General features: G+C 74.4%; 18 protein-coding genes and 1 riboswitch. Of the genes, 8 read left to right on the top strand and 10 right to left on the bottom strand.

The features are described 5' to 3' along the window. Positions 1-482: 482 nt before the first annotated feature. The 4 genes from V6U81_RS04720 to V6U81_RS04705 all read left to right on the top strand — a co-directional run bounded on the left by V6U81_RS04720 (position 483) and on the right by V6U81_RS04705 (position 4,227). Complete coding sequence (locus V6U81_RS04720; RefSeq protein WP_334484791.1) at positions 483-920, top strand: hypothetical protein; 438 nt, start codon at positions 483-485, stop codon at positions 918-920. Positions 921-1,069: 149 nt separating this feature from the next. Beyond that, entirely contained in the window at positions 1,070-1,831 is a 762-nt protein-coding gene (locus V6U81_RS04715) for a hypothetical protein (protein WP_334484790.1), read from the top strand. A gap of 300 nt (positions 1,832-2,131) precedes the next feature. Further along, positions 2,132-2,272: riboswitch (cyclic di-AMP (ydaO/yuaA leader) on the top strand. A 235-nt stretch (positions 2,273-2,507) separates the two neighbouring features. Further along, positions 2,508-3,365: a C39 family peptidase gene (locus tag V6U81_RS04710; RefSeq protein ID WP_334484789.1), complete on the top strand. Its 858-nt coding sequence runs from the start codon at positions 2,508-2,510 to the stop codon at positions 3,363-3,365. A gap of 100 nt (positions 3,366-3,465) precedes the next feature. Then, positions 3,466-4,227, top strand: coding sequence for an alpha/beta fold hydrolase (locus V6U81_RS04705; RefSeq protein WP_334484787.1), 762 nt, complete (start codon positions 3,466-3,468; stop codon positions 4,225-4,227). A 60-nt stretch (positions 4,228-4,287) separates the two neighbouring features. Here V6U81_RS04705 and V6U81_RS04700 read toward each other — a convergent pair whose 3' ends face one another. Together V6U81_RS04700 and V6U81_RS04695 are read right to left on the bottom strand one after the other, a co-directional pair. Next, positions 4,288-5,091 (bottom strand): ABC transporter ATP-binding protein, encoded by an 804-nt coding sequence (locus V6U81_RS04700; RefSeq protein ID WP_334484816.1) that lies wholly within the window; start codon positions 5,089-5,091, stop codon positions 4,288-4,290. Positions 5,092-5,101: 10 nt separating this feature from the next. Next, the gene (locus V6U81_RS04695) at positions 5,102-5,995 is read right to left on the bottom strand and encodes an ABC transporter permease (RefSeq protein ID WP_334484785.1); all 894 of its coding nucleotides are present in this window, start codon (positions 5,993-5,995) and stop codon (positions 5,102-5,104) included. Between the two features lie 178 nt (positions 5,996-6,173). Here V6U81_RS04695 and V6U81_RS04690 point away from each other — a divergent pair, with 178 nt between their 5' ends. Continuing rightward, complete coding sequence (locus V6U81_RS04690) at positions 6,174-6,812, top strand: TetR/AcrR family transcriptional regulator (protein WP_334484783.1); 639 nt, start codon at positions 6,174-6,176, stop codon at positions 6,810-6,812. A gap of 59 nt (positions 6,813-6,871) precedes the next feature. On the opposite strand, the gene V6U81_RS04685 is transcribed toward V6U81_RS04690, so the two are convergent. Then, positions 6,872-7,210, bottom strand: coding sequence for a DUF952 domain-containing protein (locus V6U81_RS04685; RefSeq protein ID WP_334484781.1), 339 nt, complete (start codon positions 7,208-7,210; stop codon positions 6,872-6,874). A gap of 111 nt (positions 7,211-7,321) precedes the next feature. On the opposite strand from V6U81_RS04685, the gene V6U81_RS04680 reads away from it, so the two are divergent. Then, positions 7,322-7,978 (top strand): response regulator transcription factor, encoded by a 657-nt coding sequence (locus tag V6U81_RS04680; protein WP_334484779.1) that lies wholly within the window; start codon positions 7,322-7,324, stop codon positions 7,976-7,978. Positions 7,979-7,988: 10 nt separating this feature from the next. Then, positions 7,989-9,404, top strand: a complete 1,416-nt coding sequence (locus V6U81_RS04675; protein WP_334484777.1) for a sensor histidine kinase — start codon at positions 7,989-7,991, stop codon at positions 9,402-9,404. A gap of 4 nt (positions 9,405-9,408) precedes the next feature. Here V6U81_RS04675 and V6U81_RS04670 read toward each other — a convergent pair whose 3' ends face one another. From V6U81_RS04670 to V6U81_RS04655, 4 genes are all read right to left on the bottom strand, one after another. Beyond that, positions 9,409-10,311, bottom strand: a complete 903-nt coding sequence (locus tag V6U81_RS04670; protein ID WP_334484814.1) for a TAXI family TRAP transporter solute-binding subunit — start codon at positions 10,309-10,311, stop codon at positions 9,409-9,411. A gap of 114 nt (positions 10,312-10,425) precedes the next feature. Then, the gene (locus V6U81_RS04665; RefSeq protein ID WP_334484775.1) at positions 10,426-11,088 is read right to left on the bottom strand and encodes a hypothetical protein; all 663 of its coding nucleotides are present in this window, start codon (positions 11,086-11,088) and stop codon (positions 10,426-10,428) included. Between the two features lie 100 nt (positions 11,089-11,188). Next, the gene (gene yaaA / locus V6U81_RS04660; RefSeq protein WP_334484773.1) at positions 11,189-11,986 is read right to left on the bottom strand and encodes a peroxide stress protein YaaA; all 798 of its coding nucleotides are present in this window, start codon (positions 11,984-11,986) and stop codon (positions 11,189-11,191) included. A 23-nt stretch (positions 11,987-12,009) separates the two neighbouring features. Continuing rightward, positions 12,010-13,626, bottom strand: coding sequence for a hypothetical protein (locus V6U81_RS04655; RefSeq protein ID WP_420883968.1), 1,617 nt, complete (start codon positions 13,624-13,626; stop codon positions 12,010-12,012). 124 nt (positions 13,627-13,750) lie between these two features. Here V6U81_RS04655 and V6U81_RS04650 point away from each other — a divergent pair, with 124 nt between their 5' ends. Beyond that, entirely contained in the window at positions 13,751-14,794 is a 1,044-nt protein-coding gene (locus V6U81_RS04650; RefSeq protein WP_334484769.1) for an App1 family protein, read from the top strand. Positions 14,795-14,828: 34 nt separating this feature from the next. On the opposite strand, the gene V6U81_RS04645 is transcribed toward V6U81_RS04650, so the two are convergent. From V6U81_RS04645 to V6U81_RS04635, 3 genes are all read right to left on the bottom strand, one after another. Next, positions 14,829-16,088: a hypothetical protein gene (locus V6U81_RS04645; RefSeq protein WP_334484767.1), complete on the bottom strand. Its 1,260-nt coding sequence runs from the start codon at positions 16,086-16,088 to the stop codon at positions 14,829-14,831. Positions 16,089-16,404: 316 nt separating this feature from the next. Next, complete coding sequence (glgB, locus tag V6U81_RS04640; RefSeq protein ID WP_334484765.1) at positions 16,405-18,507, bottom strand: 1,4-alpha-glucan branching protein GlgB; 2,103 nt, start codon at positions 18,505-18,507, stop codon at positions 16,405-16,407. Beyond that, entirely contained in the window at positions 18,495-20,621 is a 2,127-nt protein-coding gene (locus tag V6U81_RS04635; protein ID WP_334484763.1) for an alpha-1,4-glucan--maltose-1-phosphate maltosyltransferase, read from the bottom strand. The genes glgB and V6U81_RS04635 overlap by 13 nt, the downstream gene beginning before the upstream one ends. Between the last annotated feature and the right edge of the window lie 17 nt (positions 20,622-20,638).

Raw genomic sequence — 20,638 nt, 5'->3', positions numbered from 1 at the left:
TGCTCAGCCTCGGCGGCCACCGACCCGAACTACCCCGCCGATGACCACCCGACCCACACATCCGTCACAAGACCCATATTTATGCCTCTGCGTCATATCGCTCACCAGGCAATCCGTCGCGCCGGCGCGACACGCCCGGACCGACTCGCTGGCCGCCGGCCGCGGATTAGCGGCCTACTGCTGACGGGCGGCGGCTGGGCGCGCGGCGAGTGGGGGGCGGACAGCGAGTGGGCGGACGGCGAGTGGGCCCGCGGCGAGTGGGCCCGCGGCGGTTGGGCGCGCAGCGGGTTGGGCGCGCGGCGAGGGGCAAACGGCGGGTGGGCGGACGGCGAGTGGGCCCGCGGCGACTGGGTGGGCGGGCGGCGAGTTGGGTGGTCGGCGAGCGGGCGGCGCGGCGACACGCCGGCGGGCTGCGGGTGGGTCGCATCGGCGGTAGCGTGAACATCGTGCTTCCGGTCGCGCTCACCAGTCCCTTGTGGTGGGTGACGCGCTGGAGTTCCCGGCTGCTGACCAGCTTTGCCGTGGCGGTGGCGTTCTCGCTCGGTGGGTCGACCCTGCCCGACACCGTCGTACTCCCCGAGACCCTGCCGCCGATGGCGGCGCTCCCGGCTGCGGGTCCGCCCGGCGCCCCGGCTCTCGTGCCGGCGACGAGCACGGCGACCACCTGGGCGGGCCGGCCGGGCCACCTCGCCGGTGAGCTGCGCCAGCGGCATACCGACGCCCCCGTTCCGGCCACTGTGGGCTCGCCGACCCACGAACGCAGCCTCGGCGACGTGCACCCGGCCCTCGGGTGGCCCGGAGATTTGGCCGGTGCGCCTGCGGACCGGTCGGCCGCCGCGCCGGGTGGACCGACCGTGGCGGTAACGGCCCTCGCCAGGCTCTCCCCGGCCACTACGGGGCCGCGCGCGCCGCCCAGCTGAGCGCCGCGTCCAGCGACGACCCGCGACCATCCCTGCCACGAACCTCACCGCCGCACCAGCCCGGCAACGGCCCGGCCCCGACGGCCGCGTCCCGCCCCGCGGCCGCGTGTGGACTCCTCTCTCGCAGCTGCCCCCGTGAGGTGCCGACCATGAACACCGTGCTCTACCAGTTCCTGATCGAGGTCCCGACCGCCGCCGCCATCTGGTCCGCCCTGCTCGTGCTCGCCCTGACCGTGCTCACCGTCCTCGTCGCCCGTCCCGAGCGGGAGCGCCCGACCGAGGAGGCGCCCGCCGAGCCGCCGGCCGGCGACGCCGTGCTGGAAGTCGCCGACCTGCGTCGGTACGCCGACGAGGTCGCCGTCGCGGCGGCCGGCGCGGCGCAGACGGCTCGCCGTCGGCGGGAAGCCTGGCTGGCCGCCCAGGCGGAGGCCGACCGGGCCTGGACGGCGTACGACGAGGCGGAGGAGGCCGCCCGGCGCTTCGTCGGCGCCCGCGCGCTGGCGGCGCCGCGTACCCCGCGCACGCCCGCCGAGTACGCCGGCCGGGAGCGCTGGCTGCACCAGGCCGCGGTGGCCGCGCACTGGCGGGGTGAGCTGTCCCTGACCCAGCTGCGGGACGTCTTCGCACATCGGGACGGCTGGGACCCGCGCCGGCACCCGGTCGAGCAGGAGGTGCTGCTGGCCCGGGCGGTCCGCGAGGGGCGCCGGGAGGCGTACCGGTCGGCCACCGAGCGGGAGCGGTCGGCGTGGCGGGACGCGGAGCTGGCCGCCGAGTCGGCGCGGGCGCTCGCCACCGAGGCGTACGCGGCGGCCGAGCGGCTGCGGCCGACCCGGGTGCCGGCCCGTCGGGCGACGGCGGTGGTGGCGCCGACGGCGACCGCGGCGCGCTGGCGGCCGGCCCGGGTGGGCTGACCGGGGCCGAATTGTTACCCGAAATTCGGTGAGCCGGGTCACGTCCGCGCCGAACCGGTCATCCGGTAACAGCCGGTGACATCGACGCCGACGGTCTTCGGTGATTCTGGTAGCGACGTCCGATTGTCGCCCCATCGCGTCCGGATGGCGCACTGTCCCATCGAGCGACGCCAGTGCCGAAGTGCACCGGAAATTGCTCGCGCTGATCATGTTTACGCAGTTCAGAGCACTTGGCCGGGAGTGGACCCGCCAGTAATGTCGCCTCGGTCCGGTGCGGTTTCCGATCGCAAGAGGCGACGCCGCGCCGACCCGCTCAATCGTGAGATCACGAACCGGGGACCCACGCAGTTCTGGGGTGAATCCGCGGGCCACGGCCCGCGGTAGGGCGTTCTTCCCGCCCGAATCCGTCAGCTAACCCGGTAGGCGGTGTCGGAAGGAGTTCCCTTAGTGCAGCTCGACAACATTCCGCGGTTGTTCCTCCACCTCGGTAGCGGGGTGCCGTCGCCGGTCCGCTGCGCGGTCGCGCGCTGATTCCGGCATCCGCCCCGCCGTCCGGCATCGACCGGGCGGTCCCCCCGCCGAGCGGTCCCGCACCGAACCCGATCCCGCGCCTGGCCGACCGCCACGCGCCGATCCGGTGCGCCCGCCCCCGCCCCCGCACCGTGGAGGAACACTCGTGAAGCACCAGATGAAGCGGCAGTTGCGACGCCTCACCACCGAGCGCCCGTACCAGGTCGTCGCCGGCGCGGCCGCGGCCCTCGCGCTCGCCTCCGGTACCGCGGCCCTGGTCGCCGGCACCGACGACGCCCCCGCCCGGCAGCAGACCTCGGCCGCCGTGGCCGAGGCGGCCCCCCGCCTGAACGACGTCGCCACCCGCGCCGAGATGCGCGTCGCCACCACGCCGTCGGCCAGCCCCTCGGCGAGCCCGTCGGCGAGCGCCTCGCCGTCGGCCAGCGCCGCCAAGGCCAAGGCCAAGGCGAAGGCCACGGCGGACCCGGACCTGACCCGTACCGCGGCGCCGAAGCCGCCGTCGTCGAAGGTCCTCAGCTACGACTACGAGGCCCAGACCACCTACTACAACTGCGGCCCGGCGGCGGTGCGCAACGCGCTCAGCGCGACCGGCATCGACCGCACCCAGGACGACCTGGCCGTCCAGCTCGGCACCACCGAGATGGGCACCAACTCGGCGGAGGACACCACCCGGGTGCTCAACGCCGTGGTGAAGGGCGACCCGTACCGGACCCGGATGTTCGAGGGCACCCCGAGCTCGGCGCAGATCGACCGGCTCCAGGCCGACGTGGTCAAGGCGATCACCGACAAGCGGGGCGTGGTGGCCAACGTGGCGGGCACCGCCACCGACGTCGACGGCGGCTGGCACTCCTTCCCCGGCGGCCACTACATCGCCGTGGTGGGCTACAAGAACGACGGTCGTACCGTCCGGATCGCCGACTCGGCCGACCCGAGCCTGCCGGCGTACTGGATCAGCACCGTGGACCTGGCGAACTGGATCGCCACCCGCGGCTACTCCGCCTGACCCGCGCCGTACTCCGGGCGCCGGCTCCCCTCGGGGGCCGGCGCCCGGCGTCGTTCCCGGGTGTCGCGGGCCGGTGCCCGTCGATGGCACACTGCGCCCCATGACCGACGGATCGGGTCCCCGGCGCGTCCTGGTGCTGCTGCACGGGATGGGCGCCACGGGCGACGTCTGGCTGCCCTGGGCGCCACTGCTGGAGCACCGCTGGCCGGGCCGCTGGCTCGCGCCGGACCTGGCCGGTCACGGCTGGTCGCCGCCGCTGGCCGGGTACTCCTTCGCCGGCCTCGCCGAGCGGGTGGCCGCCGGGCTGGGCCCGGCCAGCGGATCGGCGGACGGTCGGTCGGGGGAGCGCCTGGTGGTCCTCGGGCACTCGCTCGGCGGGGTGGTCGCGCTGGCGCTGGCCGCCCGGGGCGCGGGCCTGCCGGTCGACGCCGTGGTCGGGCTCGGCATCAAGGCGGTCTGGTCGCCGGCCGAGCTGGCCAAGGCGCGCGAGCTGGCCGAGCGGCCGGTGAGCTGGTTCGCCACCCGGGACGAGGCCGCCCGCCGCTACCTGCGGGTCGCCGGCCTCGGTGGGCTCTTCGCCCCGGACCACCCGGTGGTCCACGCCGGCCTGCGCGCCGAGGACGGCCGGTGGCGCCTGGCCATGGACCCGGCCGCCTTCGCGGTCGGCGCCCCGGACCTGCCGGGCCTGCTCGCCGGCACCGACGTCCCGGTGCTGCTGGCCCGCGGCGAGCACGACCCGATGGTCAGCGACGACCAGTTGGCGGCGCTCGGGGTTCCCGTGGTCACGCTGCCGGGCCTCGGGCACAACGCGCACGTGGAGGACCCGGCGGCGGTGCTGGCCCTGCTCGACCGCTACCTCTGACGAGACGCGGAACCGCGCCGCCCCCGAGGGGACGACGCGGTTCCGGCGTGCGTGGTGGCGCTACCGCTTGCTCTTCGCGAACTCGCCGTACGCCTTGAGCACCTCGTCGGTCGGGCCGTCCATCCGGATCACGCCGGACTCCAGCCAGATCGACCGCTCGCAGGTGTCCCGGATCGAGGCGAGCTGGTGGCTCACCAGGAACACCGTGCCGGCGCCCTCGCGCAGCTCGCGCACCCGCTGCTCGCTGCGCTTGCGGAAGCCCTCGTCCCCGGTGGCCAGCGCCTCGTCGATCAGCAGCACGTCGTGCTTCTTGGCCGCCGCGATGGCGAACCGCAGCCGGGCGGCCATGCCGGAGGAGTACGTCCGCATCGGCAGGCTGGCGAAGTCACCCCGCTCGTTGATCCCGGAGAACTCGATGATCTCCGGCGCCCGGCGGGCCACCTCCTCCGGCGACATGCCCATCGCCAGGCAGCCCAGCGTGACGTTGCGCTCGCCGGAGAGGTCGTTGAGCAGCGCGGCGTTGACGCCGAGCAGGGACGGCTGGCCCTGGGTGTAGACCGCGCCCCGGTTGACCGGGAGCAGGCCGGCGATCGCCCGCAGGATGGTCGACTTGCCGGAGCCGTTGCTGCCGATCAGCCCGACCGCCTCGCCCCGGTACGCGGTGAAGGAGACCCCCCTGACCGCGTGCACCTCCTGGATGTTCGGCGCGTTGGTGCGCTTGACCAGCCGGCGGAACGCCGCCACCGGGCTGCTGCCGCCGGTGGCGCCCTTGTGCACCCGGTAGATCACGTGGGCGTCGTCCACCACCACGGTGGGGATCCGCTCCTCGACCCGGGGCAGCGTCACGGTCGCCTCGTTGGACATCTCAAACTGATCAACCACGACCGTACTCCTGTTCGCCGCGCCAGAAGTAGAGGTAACCGCCCGCTCCGGCCACGATCGCCCAGCCCGCCGCCGCCAGCCAGAGCTGGGTCAGTGACTCGTTGAGCAGCGGGGCCTGCTCCAGCAGCGCGTACCGGCCCAGCTCGATGTAGACCAGCATCGGGTTGTACTGGGCCAGGGTGGCCGCCCAGCCGGGCAGGTTCTGGAAGAGCGTGACGCTGTAGACCACGCCGGAGGCGTACATCCAGGTGCGCATCAGGAACGGGATGACCTGCCGCAGGTCGGTGGCGCGCGCGCCCAGCCGGGCGACGGTCAGCACCGCCCCGGCGTTGAACACCGCCTGCAGCAGCAGGGCCGGGATCAGCATCAGCCACTCGAAGGTGATCGGTTCGCCGGTGACCAGCACGATGCCGATCAGCACCAGCATCGAGGCCAGCAGCTCCTGGAACTGGGTCACCACGATCGCCAGCGGCAGGCTGGCCCGGGGGAAGTGCAGCGCCCGGATCAGGCCCAGGTTGCCGCTGATCGCCGAGGTGCCGGCCTGCACCGCGCTCTGGGTGAAGTTGAAGATGAACAACCCGGTGGTCAGGTACGCGATGAAGTTCGGGATGCTCGTCTGCTTGAGCACGATTCCGAAGATCACCCAGTAGACCGCGGCGTTGGTCAGCGGGGTGAGCACCTGCCAGAGCTGGCCCAGCCGGGCGTTGCTGAACGAGGCGACCAGCTTGGCGTTGGCGTACGCGGCGATGAAGTGCCGGTAGGCCCACAGTTGGCGGCTGTACTCGGCGACCGAGGGGCGCTCGCCGGCGACCCGCAGTCCGTGCCGAGCGGCCAGCTGCGCCTGGGTCAGGCCCGTTTCGGGGTCGACCAGCGCGGTGGTGGCCATGGGAAGGGCGCTCCGATCTCTTGTGTCGACGGGATCGCGCGACGACGGGATCTTCGCTGGTGAGCTGCGGGGGAGGGCCGCCTCGTCGCTGCGTGGACGGTAGTCCAAAACACGTCGGGACGCAACCGTACCGTCGTTGCGCTACATTGGCCCACGTGACAGGTGCGAAGAGCCCCCGATGAGCAGCGAGAAGAGGCGTACGCCGGCCGGCGCCGCGGTGCTGCGGGGCGACATCACCAGGGCCATCCGGCAGGCGTTGATGCAGGAGTTGGCCGCGGTCGGCTACGGTCGCCTCTCCATCGAGGCGGTCGCCCGCCGGGCCGGGGTCAGCAAGACGGCGATCTACCGCCGGTGGAGCTCGAAGCTCGACCTGGTGCTGGAGACCGTGGTGGCCGCCGCCGGCAACAAGCTGCCCGCGCTCGACACCGGCAGCCTCCGCGGCGACCTCGCGCTGCTGTTCCAGGTGGTGGCGGTCGCGCTGGGCCACCCGCTGGCCGCGCAGATCATCCCCGACCTGCTCGCCGAGGCGGCCCGCAACCCCACCATCGACCAGACCCTCCAGCAACTGCTCCGCGCCAAGCAGCAGGAAATCTGCGGGCGGTTGATCAGCCGAGCTGTCGAGCGCGGCGAGCTGCCGGTCGGCACCGACCCGGACGCCGCCGTCGACCTCATCATCGGCCCGCTCTACTGGCGGCTCGCGATCGCCCGCGCCGCGCTCACCCCCAGCTACCTCGACACCCTGGTCGGCTCGGTGGTCGCCGGGTTGACCGCCGACGCCGCGACCGCCCGGCCGCACGAGGTGCCGCTACCGCGCTGACCGCCGGCCCGGCCCGGCCCCGCGGGGTCGCCGGTCCCACCGCCGACCGCCCGGCCCGCTCAGCCGAGCAGCTCCGCCACCGCGTCGGCGGCCGGGACGTCCACCGGCAGCGCCCGCGCCTCGGTCACCGCCGTCACCGGCAGCGGTCCGTACAGGTGGGGGAAGAGCGCGCCACCGCGGGACGGCTCCCAGCGCAGCTCCGCGCCGAGCGCGGCCGGGTCGACCGTGAGCAGGGTCAGCCCGGTGGCGCCGCCGAAGTGCCGCCGGGCCGTCTCCACCACCTGATCGCCCGCCGACAGGTGGATGAACCCGTCCTGCCGGTCCACGGCCGAGCCGGCGACGTGCCCCACGGCCTCGGCCTGCTCCCACTCACTGGTCGGCAGCAGCTTGTAGATCATGAGGGCAGCTTACGGCCCGTCGCCGCGTCCCCACCGTTTCCCCGGTACCGCCGGACCGGTCGCTTCTGCCACCATTCGCTCGTCATCCGTACGACGAATGGGGGTCACCCGGTGCGCATCCTGCTGGTCGAGGACGACCGACGGGTGGCCGGAGCCCTCACCTCGGCGCTGACCCGGCGCGGGTACGAGGTCGAGCACGCCGCCACCGTCGCCGCCGCCCTCTCCGCCGCCCCCTGCGACCTGGTCCTGCTCGACCTGACCCTGCCCGACGGCGACGGCACCGAGGTCTGCCGCGAGCTGCGCCGGCGCAGCAGCCAGCTCGGCATCATCGCGGTGACCGCCCGGGGCGAGGAGCGCGACCGGGTGCTCGGCCTGCGCCTCGGCGCCGACGACTACGTGGTGAAGCCCTTCTCGATGGTGGAGCTCCAGGCCCGGATCGAGGCGGTGCTGCGCCGCGCCGCGCACGCGGTGCCCGAGCGGGACCTGATCGAGGCCGGCACGGTCCGCATCGACGTGGCCGGCCGGACGGTGAGCGTCGCCGGCCGCCCGGTGGCGCTGACCCGCAAGGAGTTCGACATCCTGCTCTCGCTGGCCCGCCAGCCCGGCGTGGCGGTGCCCCGGGACCGGATCCTGCTCGACGTCTGGGGGACGACCTGGGCCGACCGGCACACCGTCGAGGTGCACGTGGGGTCGCTGCGCGGCAAGCTCGGCGAACCCCGGCTGGTGGAGACCGTCCGCGGGGTCGGCTACCGGCTCCGCGGCGAGTGAGGGGCACCCCGTGCGTCGTCGACTCGTCATCAGCTACCTGCTGCTGATGGTGCTGGTCCTCATGGCGCTGGAGACCCCGCTGGCGTTCACCCTGGCCTCCCGGGAGACCGACCGGATCCGCGCCGACCGGCTGGCCGACGCGACCCGGTTCGCCTCGCTGGCCGGGCCGGCGCTGCGCGAGGGGGTGCCCGGTCCGCTCGACGGCGAGCTGGACAGCTACGACCAGCTCTACGGCATCGGCGCGGCGGTGGTCGACCGGGACGGCCGCACGGTCGTGGTCTCACCCAGCTGGAACCGGGTCGGTGAGACCGGGGCGCTGGACAGCGCGCTGGCCGGGCAGCAGTTCAGCGCGCCCGAGTCGGTCTGGCCGTGGGTGGACGGCCCGCTGGTGGTCGCGGTGCCCATCAACGACGGGGGTGAGGTGCTCGGCGCGGTGGTCACCGCCACCCCGGTCGGCCCGCTGCGGCGTACCGTCACCGCCTGGTGGCTGCTGCTGGCCGGGATCGGCCTGCTCGCCGTGCTGGCCTGCGTCTCGACCGCGTTCGGGCTGGCCGGCTGGGTGCTGCGCCCGGTGACCGAGCTGGACGCGGTGACCCACGAGATCGCCGAGGGGGACCGGAGCGCCCGGGTGCAGCACCGGCTGGGGCCGCCCGAGCTGCGCCGCCTCGCGGTCAGCTTCAACAACATGGCCGACGCGGTCTCCGACGTGATGGATCGCCAGCGCGCCTTCGTCGCGCACGCCAGTCACCAGCTGCGCAACCCGCTGACCGCGCTGCGGTTGCGGGTCGAGGAGCTGGGGCCGAGCCTCACCGACCCGGAGGGTCGGGCCGAGCACCAGTTGGCGCTGGAGGAGACCGACCGGCTGGCGCAGGTGCTCGACGCGCTGCTCACCCTGGCCCGGGCCGAGCGGGAGGAGAACCAGCGGGTGACCGTGGACGCGGTGGCGGTGGCCGCGTCCCGGGTGGCGGCGTGGCGTCCGCTGGCCCGGCACCGGTCGGTCACGCTGCGCCTGGAGGCCGGCGGACCGGCGTACGCGCGGACCGTGCCGACCGCGGTGGACCAGGCCCTGGACGCGCTGATCGACAACGCGGTGAAGTTCAGCGGCGACTCCGGGGCGGTCACGGTGCGGGTCGGCGCCGCCGACGGCGGGACGGTGCTGGAGGTGCGCGACACCGGGCCGGGCATGACCCCGGGTCAGCTCGACCAGGCCACCGAACGGTTCTGGCGGGCGCCGGACGTGCAGAACATCGACGGCGCCGGGCTGGGGTTGACCATCGTCGCGGTGCTCGTCGACGCCTCGGACGGCCGGCTCACCATGCGACCCGGCGAGCCGGGCGGCCTGGTCGCCGAGCTGTGGTTCCCGACGCCGGACGACGCCGGCCGGGAAGCCGGGCAGGGAACCGTCGAGCCGGCCGCCGGAGCGTGACCGGTCAGGGTTTCGCCGACCGGTACCAGTCCGCGGCACCGGGGTGCAGCGGCAGCGGGGTGGTGACGATCGCCGAGCGGGGACTCATCCGGCCCGCTGCCGGATGCGCGGCGGCCAGCTCCGCCCGACGCTCCATCAGCAGCCGGGTCACCTCCCGCACCAACGGCTCCGGCAGGTCGGCGCCGACGATCAGGTAGTTCGGGTTGGCCACCGTGGTCACCGGCTCCACGCCGTAGACGGAGCGCGGGATGTCCCGTCCCACGTACACCTCGCTGTAGCCGCGGCGCAGCGGCTCGGTCCAGTCACCGAGGTCGACCATCCGGGTGGCCGACCGCGCGGCCAGCTCGGCCACCCCGCGCACCGGCAGGCCGCCGGAGAAGAAGAACGCATCGATCCGGCCGGCCCGCAGCGCGGACACCGAGTCGTCCAGGCCGAGGTGCTCCTGGCGTACCCGGTCGCCGTCGAGCCGGGCGACCTGCAGCAACCGGGTCGCGGTCACCTCGGTGCCGGAGCCGGCGGCGCCCACCGAGACCCGCCGGCCGGCCAGGTCGGCGACGGTACGGACCGGGCCGCCCGCCGTGGTGACCAGGTGCAGCAGGTCGTCGTAGACCCGGGCCACCGCCAGCACCTTCGGCCCGCCGGCCGGCGCGCTGTCCAGCACGTCGGCCTGGGTGAAGCCGAGCTCGGCCGCGCCGGAGCCGACCAGCCGGACGTTCTCGGCCGACGCGGCGGTGACCACCACGCTGGCCCGTACGTCGGGCAGCTCCCGATTGAGGATCGCGGCGAGGGACCGGCCGAAGGCGTAGTAGACGGCGGTGGGACTGCCGGTGGCGATCCGGATCTGCACCGGCTCGGACCGGTTGTCCCGGCAGGCCGCGAGCCCGGTCGAGGCGGCGACCAGCACCATCAGCAACGCCGCGCCGGCGGCGGAACGCCGCAGGGTGGGGGCGGACCAGCAACGGCTCACGCGCTGCACTCTGCGCCGTACACCGTCCCGGACGCAAGCCCGACCGGTCGCCGTTCAGCCGGCCGTCGGGCGGGGTGGGGCCAGGGCCGCGCGTTCGATGATCCGCAACCGGTCCGGGCCGTCGGAGACGCTCACCACGAAGCAGCCCGCGCCCGGGCGCAGCAGCGCCGGCACGTCCAGCAGGGCCGCACTGCGGACCAGGACGGCGGCCAGCTCCCGGTCGGTCAGCCGGATCCCCAGGATGTGTCGGCGCACGTGCCGCCCACCGGCCAGCAGCGCCGACCGCCACGCCGCCGCGGCCAGCCGGGAACGCCAGGCCGCCCGCGCGGTCGAGGCGCCGGGCGCCGGCGCGCCGAGCAACTCGTGGCGCCCCTGCCGCCAGCCGGACGCGCGCAGCGCCGCGTAGGTGGCGAGGTGCTCCGGCGGCACGTGCAGCCGGTGCAGCTCGTAGCGGCGGCGCAGGCCACCACCGGTCACCTCGTGCTCCACCGGGACGTCGAGCCGGTCGAGCAGCTGGCGCATCCGCAGCGCCGCGTCCTCCCGGTTGAACTCCGCCACCCCCCGGTACGGCTCGACCCGGCCGGGTCCGGTCACCGCCGGCGGCGGCGTGCACCGCACCAGGCAGGCCACCTCGAAGGCGTCGGCGACGGTCAGTCGCAGCAGGGGTGGGGGCGGGGCCACGCGGGGCCGGTCGAGCAGGGGGGTGTCGGAAGCCATCGGACCGCTCCTCCTCGGCGTCGGTGCCCTCATACCGTGACCCGCCGGCCGGCCGCGTTCCAGCTATCGGGCCGAGCCTTGAGCAAATCTTGCGGCTCGCCTAGAGCTCGGACACCACCACGTCGAGCTGGCGGGGCCGCCCGGCCGCCGTCGGCTGCTCCTCGACCGGGTACGACAGGTCCCGCAGGGCGGCCACCAGACCGGCGGCCGTGGGCGGCCGGGCCCCGGCGATCAGCAGTTCCCGGACCAGCCGTCCCTTGGTGGCCTTGTTGAAGTGGCTGACCACGGTCCGGACCGGCCCGTCACCGGCGTCGCGCTCGTGCAGCACCCGGACGGTCACCGTCCGGGCGGCCGCCTCGCCACGCGGCGTCCAGGTCGCCGCGTACGCGCCGGAGCGCAGGTCCAGCACCGGCCCGTCGCCGGCCGCCGCCGCCATCGCCGACGCGAGGTGACCCCGCCAGTACGCCGACAGCGCCCCGACCCCGGGCAGCTTCCCGCCGATCGGGCACCGGTACGGCGGGATCCGGTCGGTGAGGCGTACCGCGCCCCAGAGGCCGGAACTGATCAGCACCGACCGGCGTGCCGCCCGCAGCGCGGTCGCCGGCAGCGAGGCCAGGTCGAGCGCCTCGTAGAGCACCCCGGTGTAGACCTGCCCGGCCGGCGCGGTGGCGGCCCGCTCCAGCCGGGCGTTGCGGGCCAGCTCGCCGCGCTGGCCGGCACTGAGCCCGAGGGCGGCGAGCGCGGCCGCCTCGTCGCCGGCGGAACTGAGCGCCGTCAGCGCGGCGAGCACCTCCTGGCGGGCCGGGGTCAGCTCGGGCAGGGAGAGCTTCGACAGGTCCAGCCGGCGGCCGGTGCCGACGTCGGCCTTGCCCTCGGAGGGTGGGAGCAGGATGAGCACGCCGAGCAGCGTACGGCGGCGTCCTACCGCCAGGGCCGTACGGCGGCCGGCGGGTGGTACACGCGATACCCGGCGACCTCGACCAGCGTGGCGGCGTCCGCGCCGTCGCCGAGCAGCCGGCGCAGTCGACGCTCGGCGGGGGAGTCGACCGGCAGCACGTACCCGGGTCGCGTGGCCGAACCGACCTGCCGCCAGTACGGCCGGTACCGGTTCTGCCCCGGGCTCAGGTCGCCGTCGAGCACCGCGCAGACGACGTCCTCGGCGGTGTTGAACGTCAGCCGGTTGCAGGTCCAGTAGTCGCCGTACACCTCGCGCAGCCCGGTGCGGCGGACCGCGTCGGCCAGTTCCCGGGCCTGCCGCTCGTCGGCCCGCGGCGCGTCGAGGGCGGTGAGGAAGAGCCCGGTGGCCACCACCGCGCTGGCGGTGAGCCCGGCCAGCACCGCGGTCGCGGTGGCTCCGGCCAGCCGGCCCGCCGCGCCGACCGGGCCCCGCCAGCAGGCGACCGCGGCCTGCCAGAGCGGCCAGAGCGCGGCGGGCAGGGAGAGCTGGAGCACCGACAGGTAGCGGGCGCTGGACAGCGGGTCGGTCGCGGCGAGCGGGCTGCGGACGTACGACAGCAGGGTCAGCGCCGCGCCGGCGACCAGGGCGAGCTGCGCGACCGGCCGGACCCGGACGGCGGTCGGCGCCCCGGCGGTCCGGCGGTACCCGACCAGCGCGAGCGCCGCGGCCGCCGCCAGCAGGAACGGGTACAGCAGGCCGAACCACTCCTGCCACCGGGCGCATCCGGTGACCGGGCAGAGCCCGGTGGCCAGCGGCACTCCCTCCAGCAGCCCGCCGCGCAGCCGGTCGGACCAGGGCGGTGGTGTCCCCGCCGTCGCGGTGATCTGCCGGAACACCGACAGCGAGTCCTGCCCCGGGGGCGCGACCAGGTTGTCCCACAGCATCGGCGACACCCCGACCACGAACCCGGCCAGCAGCAGCACGCCGGACCAGCCGAGCAGTTCCCGCCGGGCCGCGTAGACCAGCAGCAGGCCGGCCACCGCCAGGTACGGCACGATCAGCCAGTCCGACCAGAGCGCCAGGCCGGCGAGCAACCCGGCCGCCCCCACCGCGGCCCGCCGGTGGGTCACCCGACGCTGCGCCAGCCCCACCGCGATCAACAGCACCGCCAGCACCGCCGGTTTCACCTCGGGCCGGCCGCCGACCACGGTGAGCTGGTCGCGCACCACCCGTTCCGTGCCGAGCACCAGCAGGCCCACGGTGAAGGTGGCGAACCAGGGGGAGAAGATCCGGCGGCTGAGCCGGTACGACAGCCAGAGGAACAGCGCGTAGAGGGCGACCAGCGGCAGTCGCAGCACCGGCCAGCCGGGCCCGGCGAGCGCCACCAGCGGCGCCGCCACGTACGACTCGGCCATGCCCATGTAGTGCTGGCCGTAGAGGAAGACCGGATGCTCGCGACCGGTGGCGATGTGCACCGCGGCCAGGCCGAAGGTGGCCTCGTCGCTGTTGCTGTTGGGGACGGTCATCAGGGTCAGGACCAGCCGGTACGCCACCCCGACCACCCCGAGCAGGAGCGCGACCAGAGCCGGCCGGTCGAGCCGCGGACGCCACGCCCGGTGCTGCCGTACAGATGTCGACACGACCAACGCCCCCGTCGTCGTCCCGACCGGAGTGTTTCACGCTCCCGGGCCGGACGGGGTCGATCCGCCCCAGCCGGCCGCGCCTCGCCTGGCCGGCTCCGCCGACCTGTGGCAGGGTTGCCGTGTGCCACCCACTCCCGCTGGCCAGCTGGCCGTACCCAACCTGCACCGGGCTGCGCGACTTGAGGACGCCGTGCACCAACTGGTGGAGCGTCGGCTCCGGCGCACCGGGTGGCAGATGAACATCGTGGCGTACGCCGGGTACGGCGCGCCGGGGTGGGCGCGGGTGATGTGCCGGGTGCTGCTCGGCCGGCCGGACACCCGGCAGCGGGGCCGGCTGGACAAGGTCCGCGGCTGGCGCAGCTTCACCACGCTGCCCGCCAAGCACGTCACGGTGTCGATCGAGGCGGGCGGTGCGACGCACGAGGCCCGCGCCGACCGCAGCGGCTTCGTCGACACCGTCATCGAGGCGGACCTCACCCCCGGCTGGGCCTCGGTACGCCTCAGCGTCGCCGACGCGGAGCCGGTCGAGGCGCTGGTGCGTGTGATCGACCCCGAGGTCCGGTTCGGCATCCTCTCCGACATCGACGACACGGTCATGGTGACCGCGCTGCCCCGACCGTTGCTGGCCGCCTGGAACACCTTCGTCCTCGACGAGCACGCCCGGGCCGCGGTGCCCGGGATGGCGGTGCTCTACGAGCGGCTGGTCACCGCGCACCCCGGGGCGCCGGTCTTCTACCTCTCCACCGGGGCGTGGAACGTCGCGCCCACCCTCACCCGCTTCCTCTCCCGGCACCTCTACCCGGCCGGGCCGCTGCTGCTCACCGACTGGGGCCCGACCGCCGACCGCTGGTTCCGCAGCGGCCGGGAGCACAAGCGGGCCACCCTGGCCCGGCTGGCCAAGGAGTTCCCCGAGGTGCGCTGGCTGCTGATCGGCGACGACGGGCAGCACGACCAGGAGATCTACCGGGAGTTCGCGGCCGCCCACCCGGACAATGTGGCCGGGGTGGCGATCCGCCGGCTCTCGCCGACCCAGTCGGTCCTCGCCGGCAGCCTGCCTGCCCCACAGGGGGACCGCGCGTCGTCCGGGCCGGTGGGACAGAAGTGGCTCTCCGCGCCGGACGGCGCCGGGCTCTGGAAGCTGCTGCGGGACGCGGGCCTGGTCTGACGTACGTCCCGACCGGCCCGCGCCCCGCGCAGCGTCAGTCGGTCGTAGAACTGGTCACCGTGCCGGAGCCGATCATGCCGCCGCCGGCCGAGTCGCCGGCCGAGTCGCCGGCCGAGTCGCCGGCCACGGCGCCGCCGTCGGCCATGCCGCCGTCGGCGCCCGGCGAGGCCTGGTCGGCGCCCGGGGCGTTCCCGCAGCCCGGCACGCTCGGGTCGGCGACCCGGTAGACAGCGCCGGTGCCGCCGGCCCCGTTCTGGGCCGCGCCCTGGCCTTGGGCCGCGCCCTGGCCTTGGGCCGCGCCCTGTCCCTGTGCCCCGCCTTTTTCCCGGCCCTGGGCTGCGCCCTGGTTCTGGCCCGCGTTCTGCCCCTGGGCGGCCTGGTCGCGCGCCGCCTGGCGGGCCGCCCGTACCTGCTGGGCGATCGCGCGCAGCTGCTGGATGCGCGCGCGGATCTGCTGGATCCGCTTGGCGACCCGGCCTCCGGCGTTCCCCGCCTGAGCCGCGTCGCCCGCCTGCAGGCCGCCCGCGGCCTGCTCGTCGCCGCCGGCCTGCTGGCCGAGGCCCTGCCCGCCATCGGCCCCCTGCGCGTCGCCGGCTTGCTGTCCGGCCCCGGCCTGTTGTCCGGCCCCGGCCTGCTGGGCTGCGGCGGCCTCCTGGCGCGCGGCCCGGGCGGCCTGCACGGCCTGCACGATCCCGGCGATCTGCCCGATCAGGCCGCCCACGGCGTTGATGACGCCGGCGGCCCGCCCGGCACCCCCGCCCGCTGCTCCACCGCCGGCTGCTGCGCCGCCCGCAGCTCCACCGCCCGCTGCCGCACCGCCCTGGGCCTGCTGGGCGCCCCGCACGATGCCCTGGATGCCGCCGAAGATGCCGCCGAGCCGCTTGACCCGGGCCTCGGTGACCTGCGGGTCGGTCAGCTTGCCGGCCCGCTCGCCGGTCATCTGCTCGGTGACCGCCCAGGCCTCGTCCAACCGGGTGGTCATCGCGACCTCCCAGGGCACCAGTGGGCAGTCGGCGCCCGCCGCCGCCACGTCGCCGTCGCAGCCGGCGGCGGACCGGTACTGCTGGAGCTGGTCGACCACCGCCTGCCGATTGGCGATCCGGGCCGCCGAGTTGGCGTCCGGATTCTGCCGCTGCGCGGCGATGAACGTCAGGTTGTTCCGTAGGGCGGTGTCCAGGCCCTGGCAGTTCTCGGCCGCCTGGCCCGTCCCGGTGGCGACCGCGAACGTCGCACCGGCGGTCATCGCGAGTGCCACGCCACCGGCGATCTTCCGCTGACGGGACGAGCCCGTCACCCGGTGCCTTCTTGTCGTACCCCTGCTCCACGCCATCGACGCGCCTCCGACTCGTTTGTCACGGGTGTCCGGCATCCGAACAGCGGTACGGGCGGGCGGCGCGGCGGGTTCAGCCCGACCCGGCGTGCGGGCGGAAAGTTCAACGGTGGGTGAGCGGTCCCGTCACAACGGCGACGGTACGTAGTGGCCACCCCCCGCGAACGGGGAAGAGCGGTATGACGCTCCGTCATATTTATGACGGAGCGTCATACCGCTCTTCGCAGAATTGTCGTCCCGGCCGCGACACGCCGACGGTCGGGCCGGCGGCGCCGCCCGGTCAGTCCCGGCGGAGCCAGAGCACGCCGAGCGGCGGCACCCGCAGCGCCGCCGAGGCCGGCATCCCGTGCCAGGGCACGTCCTGGGCGTGTACGGCGCCGAGGTTGCCCACCCCCGAACCGCCGTAGTGGTGCGCGTCGGTGTTGATCACCTCGGTCCAGGTGCCACCGGCCGGTAGGCCGACCCGGTAGTCCTCGAGGGGCAGGGCGGAGAAGTTCGCCACGCAGACCAGGGTCGCGCCGTCCGGGGCGATCCGGACGAACGAGGCGGCGTTGTTGGCGACGTCGTCCCCGGCGATCCAGCGGAAGCCCGCCGGGTCGGTGTCCTGGGCCCAGAGCGCCGGGGTGCCCCGGTAGACGGCGTTGAGGTCCCCGACCAGCCGTTGCACGCCGGCCCGGGCCGGGTCGTGCGTCAGGTACCAGTCGAGGCCGCGCTCCTCGCTCCACTCCCGGTCGTCGGCCAACTCGCAGCCCATGAAGAGCAGCTGCTTGCCGGGATGCGCCCACATGTACGCCAGCAGCGCCCGCACGTTGGCCAGCCGCTGCCAGGTGTCGCCGGGCATCTTGCCGGCGAGGGACCCCTTGCCGTGCACCACCTCGTCGTGGCTGATCGGCAGCACGTAGTTCTCGCTCCAGGCGTACGCCAGGGAGAAGGTGAGCTGGTGGTGGTGGTGCTGCCGGTAGACCGGGTCCTTCGAGGTGTAGAGCAGGGTGTCGTGCATCCAGCCCATGTTCCACTTGAAGCCGAAGCCGAGCCCGCCCTCGGCGGTGGGCCGGGTGACCCCGGGCCAGGCGGTGGACTCCTCGGCGATCATCACCACGCCCGCGTGTCGCTTGTAGACGGTGGCGTTGACCTCCTGCATGAAGGCGATCGCCTCCAGGTTCTCCCGGCCGCCGTACTGGTTGGGCACCCACTGCCCCTCCTGGCGGGAGTAGTCCAGGTAGAGCATCGAGGCGACCGCGTCCACCCGCAGCCCGTCGACGTGGAACTCCTCGCACCAGTAGAGCGCGTTGGCGACCAGGAAGTTGCGCACCTCGCGGCGGCCGAAGTCGAAGACGTAGGTGCCCCAGTCGGGGTGCTCGCCGCGACGCGGGTCGGGGTGCTCGTAGAGCGGGGTGCCGTCGAACCGGGCCAGCGCCCACTCGTCCTTGGGGAAGTGCGCCGGCACCCAGTCCAGGATCACCCCGATGCCGGCCGAGTGCAGCCGGTCCACCAGGTAGCGGAAGTCGTCCGGGTCGCCGAACCGGGATGTCGGGGCGTAGTAGCCGGTGACCTGGTAGCCCCAGGAACCGCCGAACGGGTGCTCCATCACCGGCAGGAACTCGACGTGGGTGAAGCCCAGCTCGGTCACGTACGCGGTCAGCTGCTCGGCCAGCTCCCGGTAGCTCAGCCCCGGCCGCCACGAGCCGAGGTGCACCTCGTAGACGCTCATCGGCTCCTGGTGCGGCCGCCGCTGGGCCCGCCGCTCCAGCCAGCTGGCGTCGGACCACTCGTACCTCGAGTGGTGCACCACCGAGGCGGTGGCCGGCGCGGTCTCGGCGTAGCTGGCGAGCGGGTCGGCCTTGTCCCGCCACTGCCCGTCGGCGCCGAGGATCCGGTATTTGTAGCGGGCGCCGACGCGCGCGTCGGGCACGAAGATCTCCCACACCCCGCTGGAGCCGAGGCAGCGCATCGGCCAGCCGTCGTCCGGGCCCCAGCCGGTGAAGTCACCGATCACCCGCACGCCGCGGGCGTTGGGCGCCCAGACCGAGAACGCCACGCCCTCGTCGAAGACCCGGGCGCCGAGCGCCTCCCAGAGCTGCTCGTGGCGCCCCTCACCGATCAGGTGCAGGTCCAGCTCGCCGATGGTCGGTGGGTAGCGGTACGGGTCGTCGCTGGTCCGCCCGTCGGCCTCGATCCGGTAGTCGAGCACGGTGCCCTCGACCCGGGTCTCGAAGACGCCGGCGTCGTGCACCCGCTTCATCGGGTGCCGCTCCCCGTCGATCAGCAGCGTCACGTCGCCGGCGCCCCGCCGCATCGCGCGGATCGTGGTCCACCCGTCGGCGGGGTGCGCGCCGAGCAGCGCGTGCGGGTCGTGCGTCGCGCCGGCGATCAGCTGGTCCATCGGGCGTCGTCCTTGTCGGCCGGTACGGTCGGGGCGGTGCCGCCGGAGAGGTCGGCGGGTACGTCTTGGACGGTCAGCTCCGGCGCGGCCGGGACCGTTGGCACCGGGACGGCCGGCTCCGGGACCGCCGGCTCCGGGACGGCCGGGGGAGCCGGCCGCCGCACCGTGAGCACGTGCGCGGGTTGAAGGTACGGGTCGAGGCGGACGGCGTTGCGCTGTCCCCACTCGTAGCTCGTTCCGGTCAGCTCGTCGTGCACGGTGAACCGCTCGTGCCAGTCGAAGCCCAACGCCGGCATGTCCAGCGTGGTGTTGCCCCACTGCACTGTGCGGGGGTCGAACGAGCAGACCACGATGACCGTGTTGCCGGTCTCCGGGTCGTGTTTGGACCAGCAGAGCAGCGCCGGGTTGTCGATGTCGTGGAAGCGCAGGTTGCGCAGCTGGTGCAGGGCCGGGTTCTCGGCGCGTACCCGGTTGAGGGTGGTGATGAACGGCGCGAGCGAGCGGCCCTGCGCCTGGGCGCCGGCCCAGTCCCGGGGGCGCAGCTCGTACTTCTCGTTGTCGAGGTACTCCTCGGCGCCGGGGCGGGCCAGGTGCTCGAAGAGCTCGTAGCCGGCGTACATGCCCCAGGAGGGGGAGAGCAGCGCGGCCAGCACCGCCCGGATCTTGAACATCGGCGGGCCGCCGTGCTGGAGCGAGTCGTGCAGGATGTCTGGCGTGTTGGGCCAGAAGTTGGGCCGCATGTAGTCGGCCGCCGCGACCAGCTCCTCGCAGTAGGCGCGCATCTCGGCCGCCGTCGTGCGCCAGGTGAAGTAGGTGTACGACTGGGTGAAGCCGATCTTGCCGAGCCCGTGCATGATCGCCGGCCGGGTGAACGCCTCGGCGAGGAAGAGCACGTCCGGGTCGACCTTCTTGACCTCGCCGATCAGCCAGTGCCAGAAGTCGAACGGCTTGGTGTGCGGGTTGTCGACCCGGAAGATCCGGATGCCCTCGCCGACCCAGTGCAGCACCACCCGCAGCACCTCGGCCCGGATGCCCTCCGGGTCGTTGTCGAAGTTCAGCGGGTAGATGTCCTGGTACTTCTTCGGCGGGTTCTCCGCGTACGCGATGCTGCCGTCGGCCCGGGTGGTGAACCACTCCGGGTGCTCGGTGACCCAGGGGTGGTCCGGCGCGCACTGCAACGCGAGGTCCAGCGCCACCTCGAGGCCCTGCTCGGCGGCGGCGGCGACGAAGTCGCGGAAGTCCTCCGGCGTACCCAGGTCGGGGTGGATCGCGTCGTGGCCGCCCTCGGCGGCGCCGATCGCCCACGGCGAGCCGACGTCGTCGGGCCCGGCGGTCAGCGCGTTGTTCGGGCCCTTGCGGTTGACCCGACCGATCGGGTGGATCGGCGGTAGGTAGAGCACGTCGAAGCCCATCGCGGCGACGCCGGGCAGCCGGTCCATCGCGGTGACGAAGGTGCCCGACCGGGCCGGGGCGTCGACGGTGGCCGGGATCGCCCCCTCCGAGCGGGGGAAGAACTCGTACCAGGCGGAGAAGAGCGCCCGGGGGCGATCCACCCAGAGCCGGTGCTCCTCGCCGGTGGTGACCAGCTCCCGCACCGGGTGCTCCCAGAGCAGGTCGGCCAGCTCCAACGCCGGGGCGACCCGCCGGTGCAGGTCGACCTTCTCCTCGCCCAGCGTGGCCACCGCGGCCTGCACCCGGGGGACGTCGGCGGCCGGCACCAGCTCGACCGCCGCCGTCAGCACCCGGACGCCCTCGGCCAGGTCGTTGGCCAGGTCCTCCGGGCCCTGCCCGGCGGCGATCTTCTTGGTGACGGCGTTCTGCCAGGTCAGGTAGGGATCCCGGAACGCCTCGACGGTGAAGACCCATTCGCCCACCGCGTCCGGCCGAATCGTGGCGTGCCAGCGGTCCTGGCCCGGCTCGCCGGAGCGCATCCGGGTGAACGGCCGCGCCGCGCCGTCGGGGCCGAGCCAGACCACGTTGCAGCCCAGCGCGTCGTGGCCTTCCCGGTAGGCGCGCGCCGACACCGGCACCACCTCGTCGACCACCGCCTTGGCCGGGTAGCGACCGCAGGCGACGACGGGGGAGACGTCTTCGATCGGGAACCGTCCGCTCACATCGTCAACCTACTGTG

Origin of the sequence: Micromonospora lacuserhaii (assembly GCF_036902735.1) — a bacterium.
GTDB lineage: Bacteria > Actinomycetota > Actinomycetes > Mycobacteriales > Micromonosporaceae > Micromonospora.
Note: the sequence above shows the minus strand (reverse complement) of the source record. Positions and strands in the feature narration are given on the sequence as shown.

Bases quoted from the DNA above. Each gene is read 5' to 3' on its own strand.
- V6U81_RS04715 (WP_334484790.1), top strand. From the start codon at position 1,070: ATGAACACCGTGCTCTACCAGTTCCTGATCGAGGTCCCGACCGCCGCC.
- V6U81_RS04705 (WP_334484787.1), top strand. From the start codon at position 3,466: ATGACCGACGGATCGGGTCCCCGGCGCGTCCTGGTGCTGCTGCACGGG.
- V6U81_RS04700 (WP_334484816.1), bottom strand. From the start codon at position 5,091: ATGTCCAACGAGGCGACCGTGACGCTGCCCCGGGTCGAGGAGCGGATC.
- V6U81_RS04695 (WP_334484785.1), bottom strand. From the start codon at position 5,995: ATGGCCACCACCGCGCTGGTCGACCCCGAAACGGGCCTGACCCAGGCG.
- V6U81_RS04690 (WP_334484783.1), top strand. From the start codon at position 6,174: ATGAGCAGCGAGAAGAGGCGTACGCCGGCCGGCGCCGCGGTGCTGCGG.
- V6U81_RS04685 (WP_334484781.1), bottom strand. From the start codon at position 7,210: ATGATCTACAAGCTGCTGCCGACCAGTGAGTGGGAGCAGGCCGAGGCC.
- V6U81_RS04670 (WP_334484814.1), bottom strand. From the start codon at position 10,311: ATGGTGCTGGTCGCCGCCTCGACCGGGCTCGCGGCCTGCCGGGACAAC.
- V6U81_RS04665 (WP_334484775.1), bottom strand. From the start codon at position 11,088: ATGGCTTCCGACACCCCCCTGCTCGACCGGCCCCGCGTGGCCCCGCCC.
- glgB (WP_334484765.1), bottom strand. From the start codon at position 18,507: ATGGACCAGCTGATCGCCGGCGCGACGCACGACCCGCACGCGCTGCTC.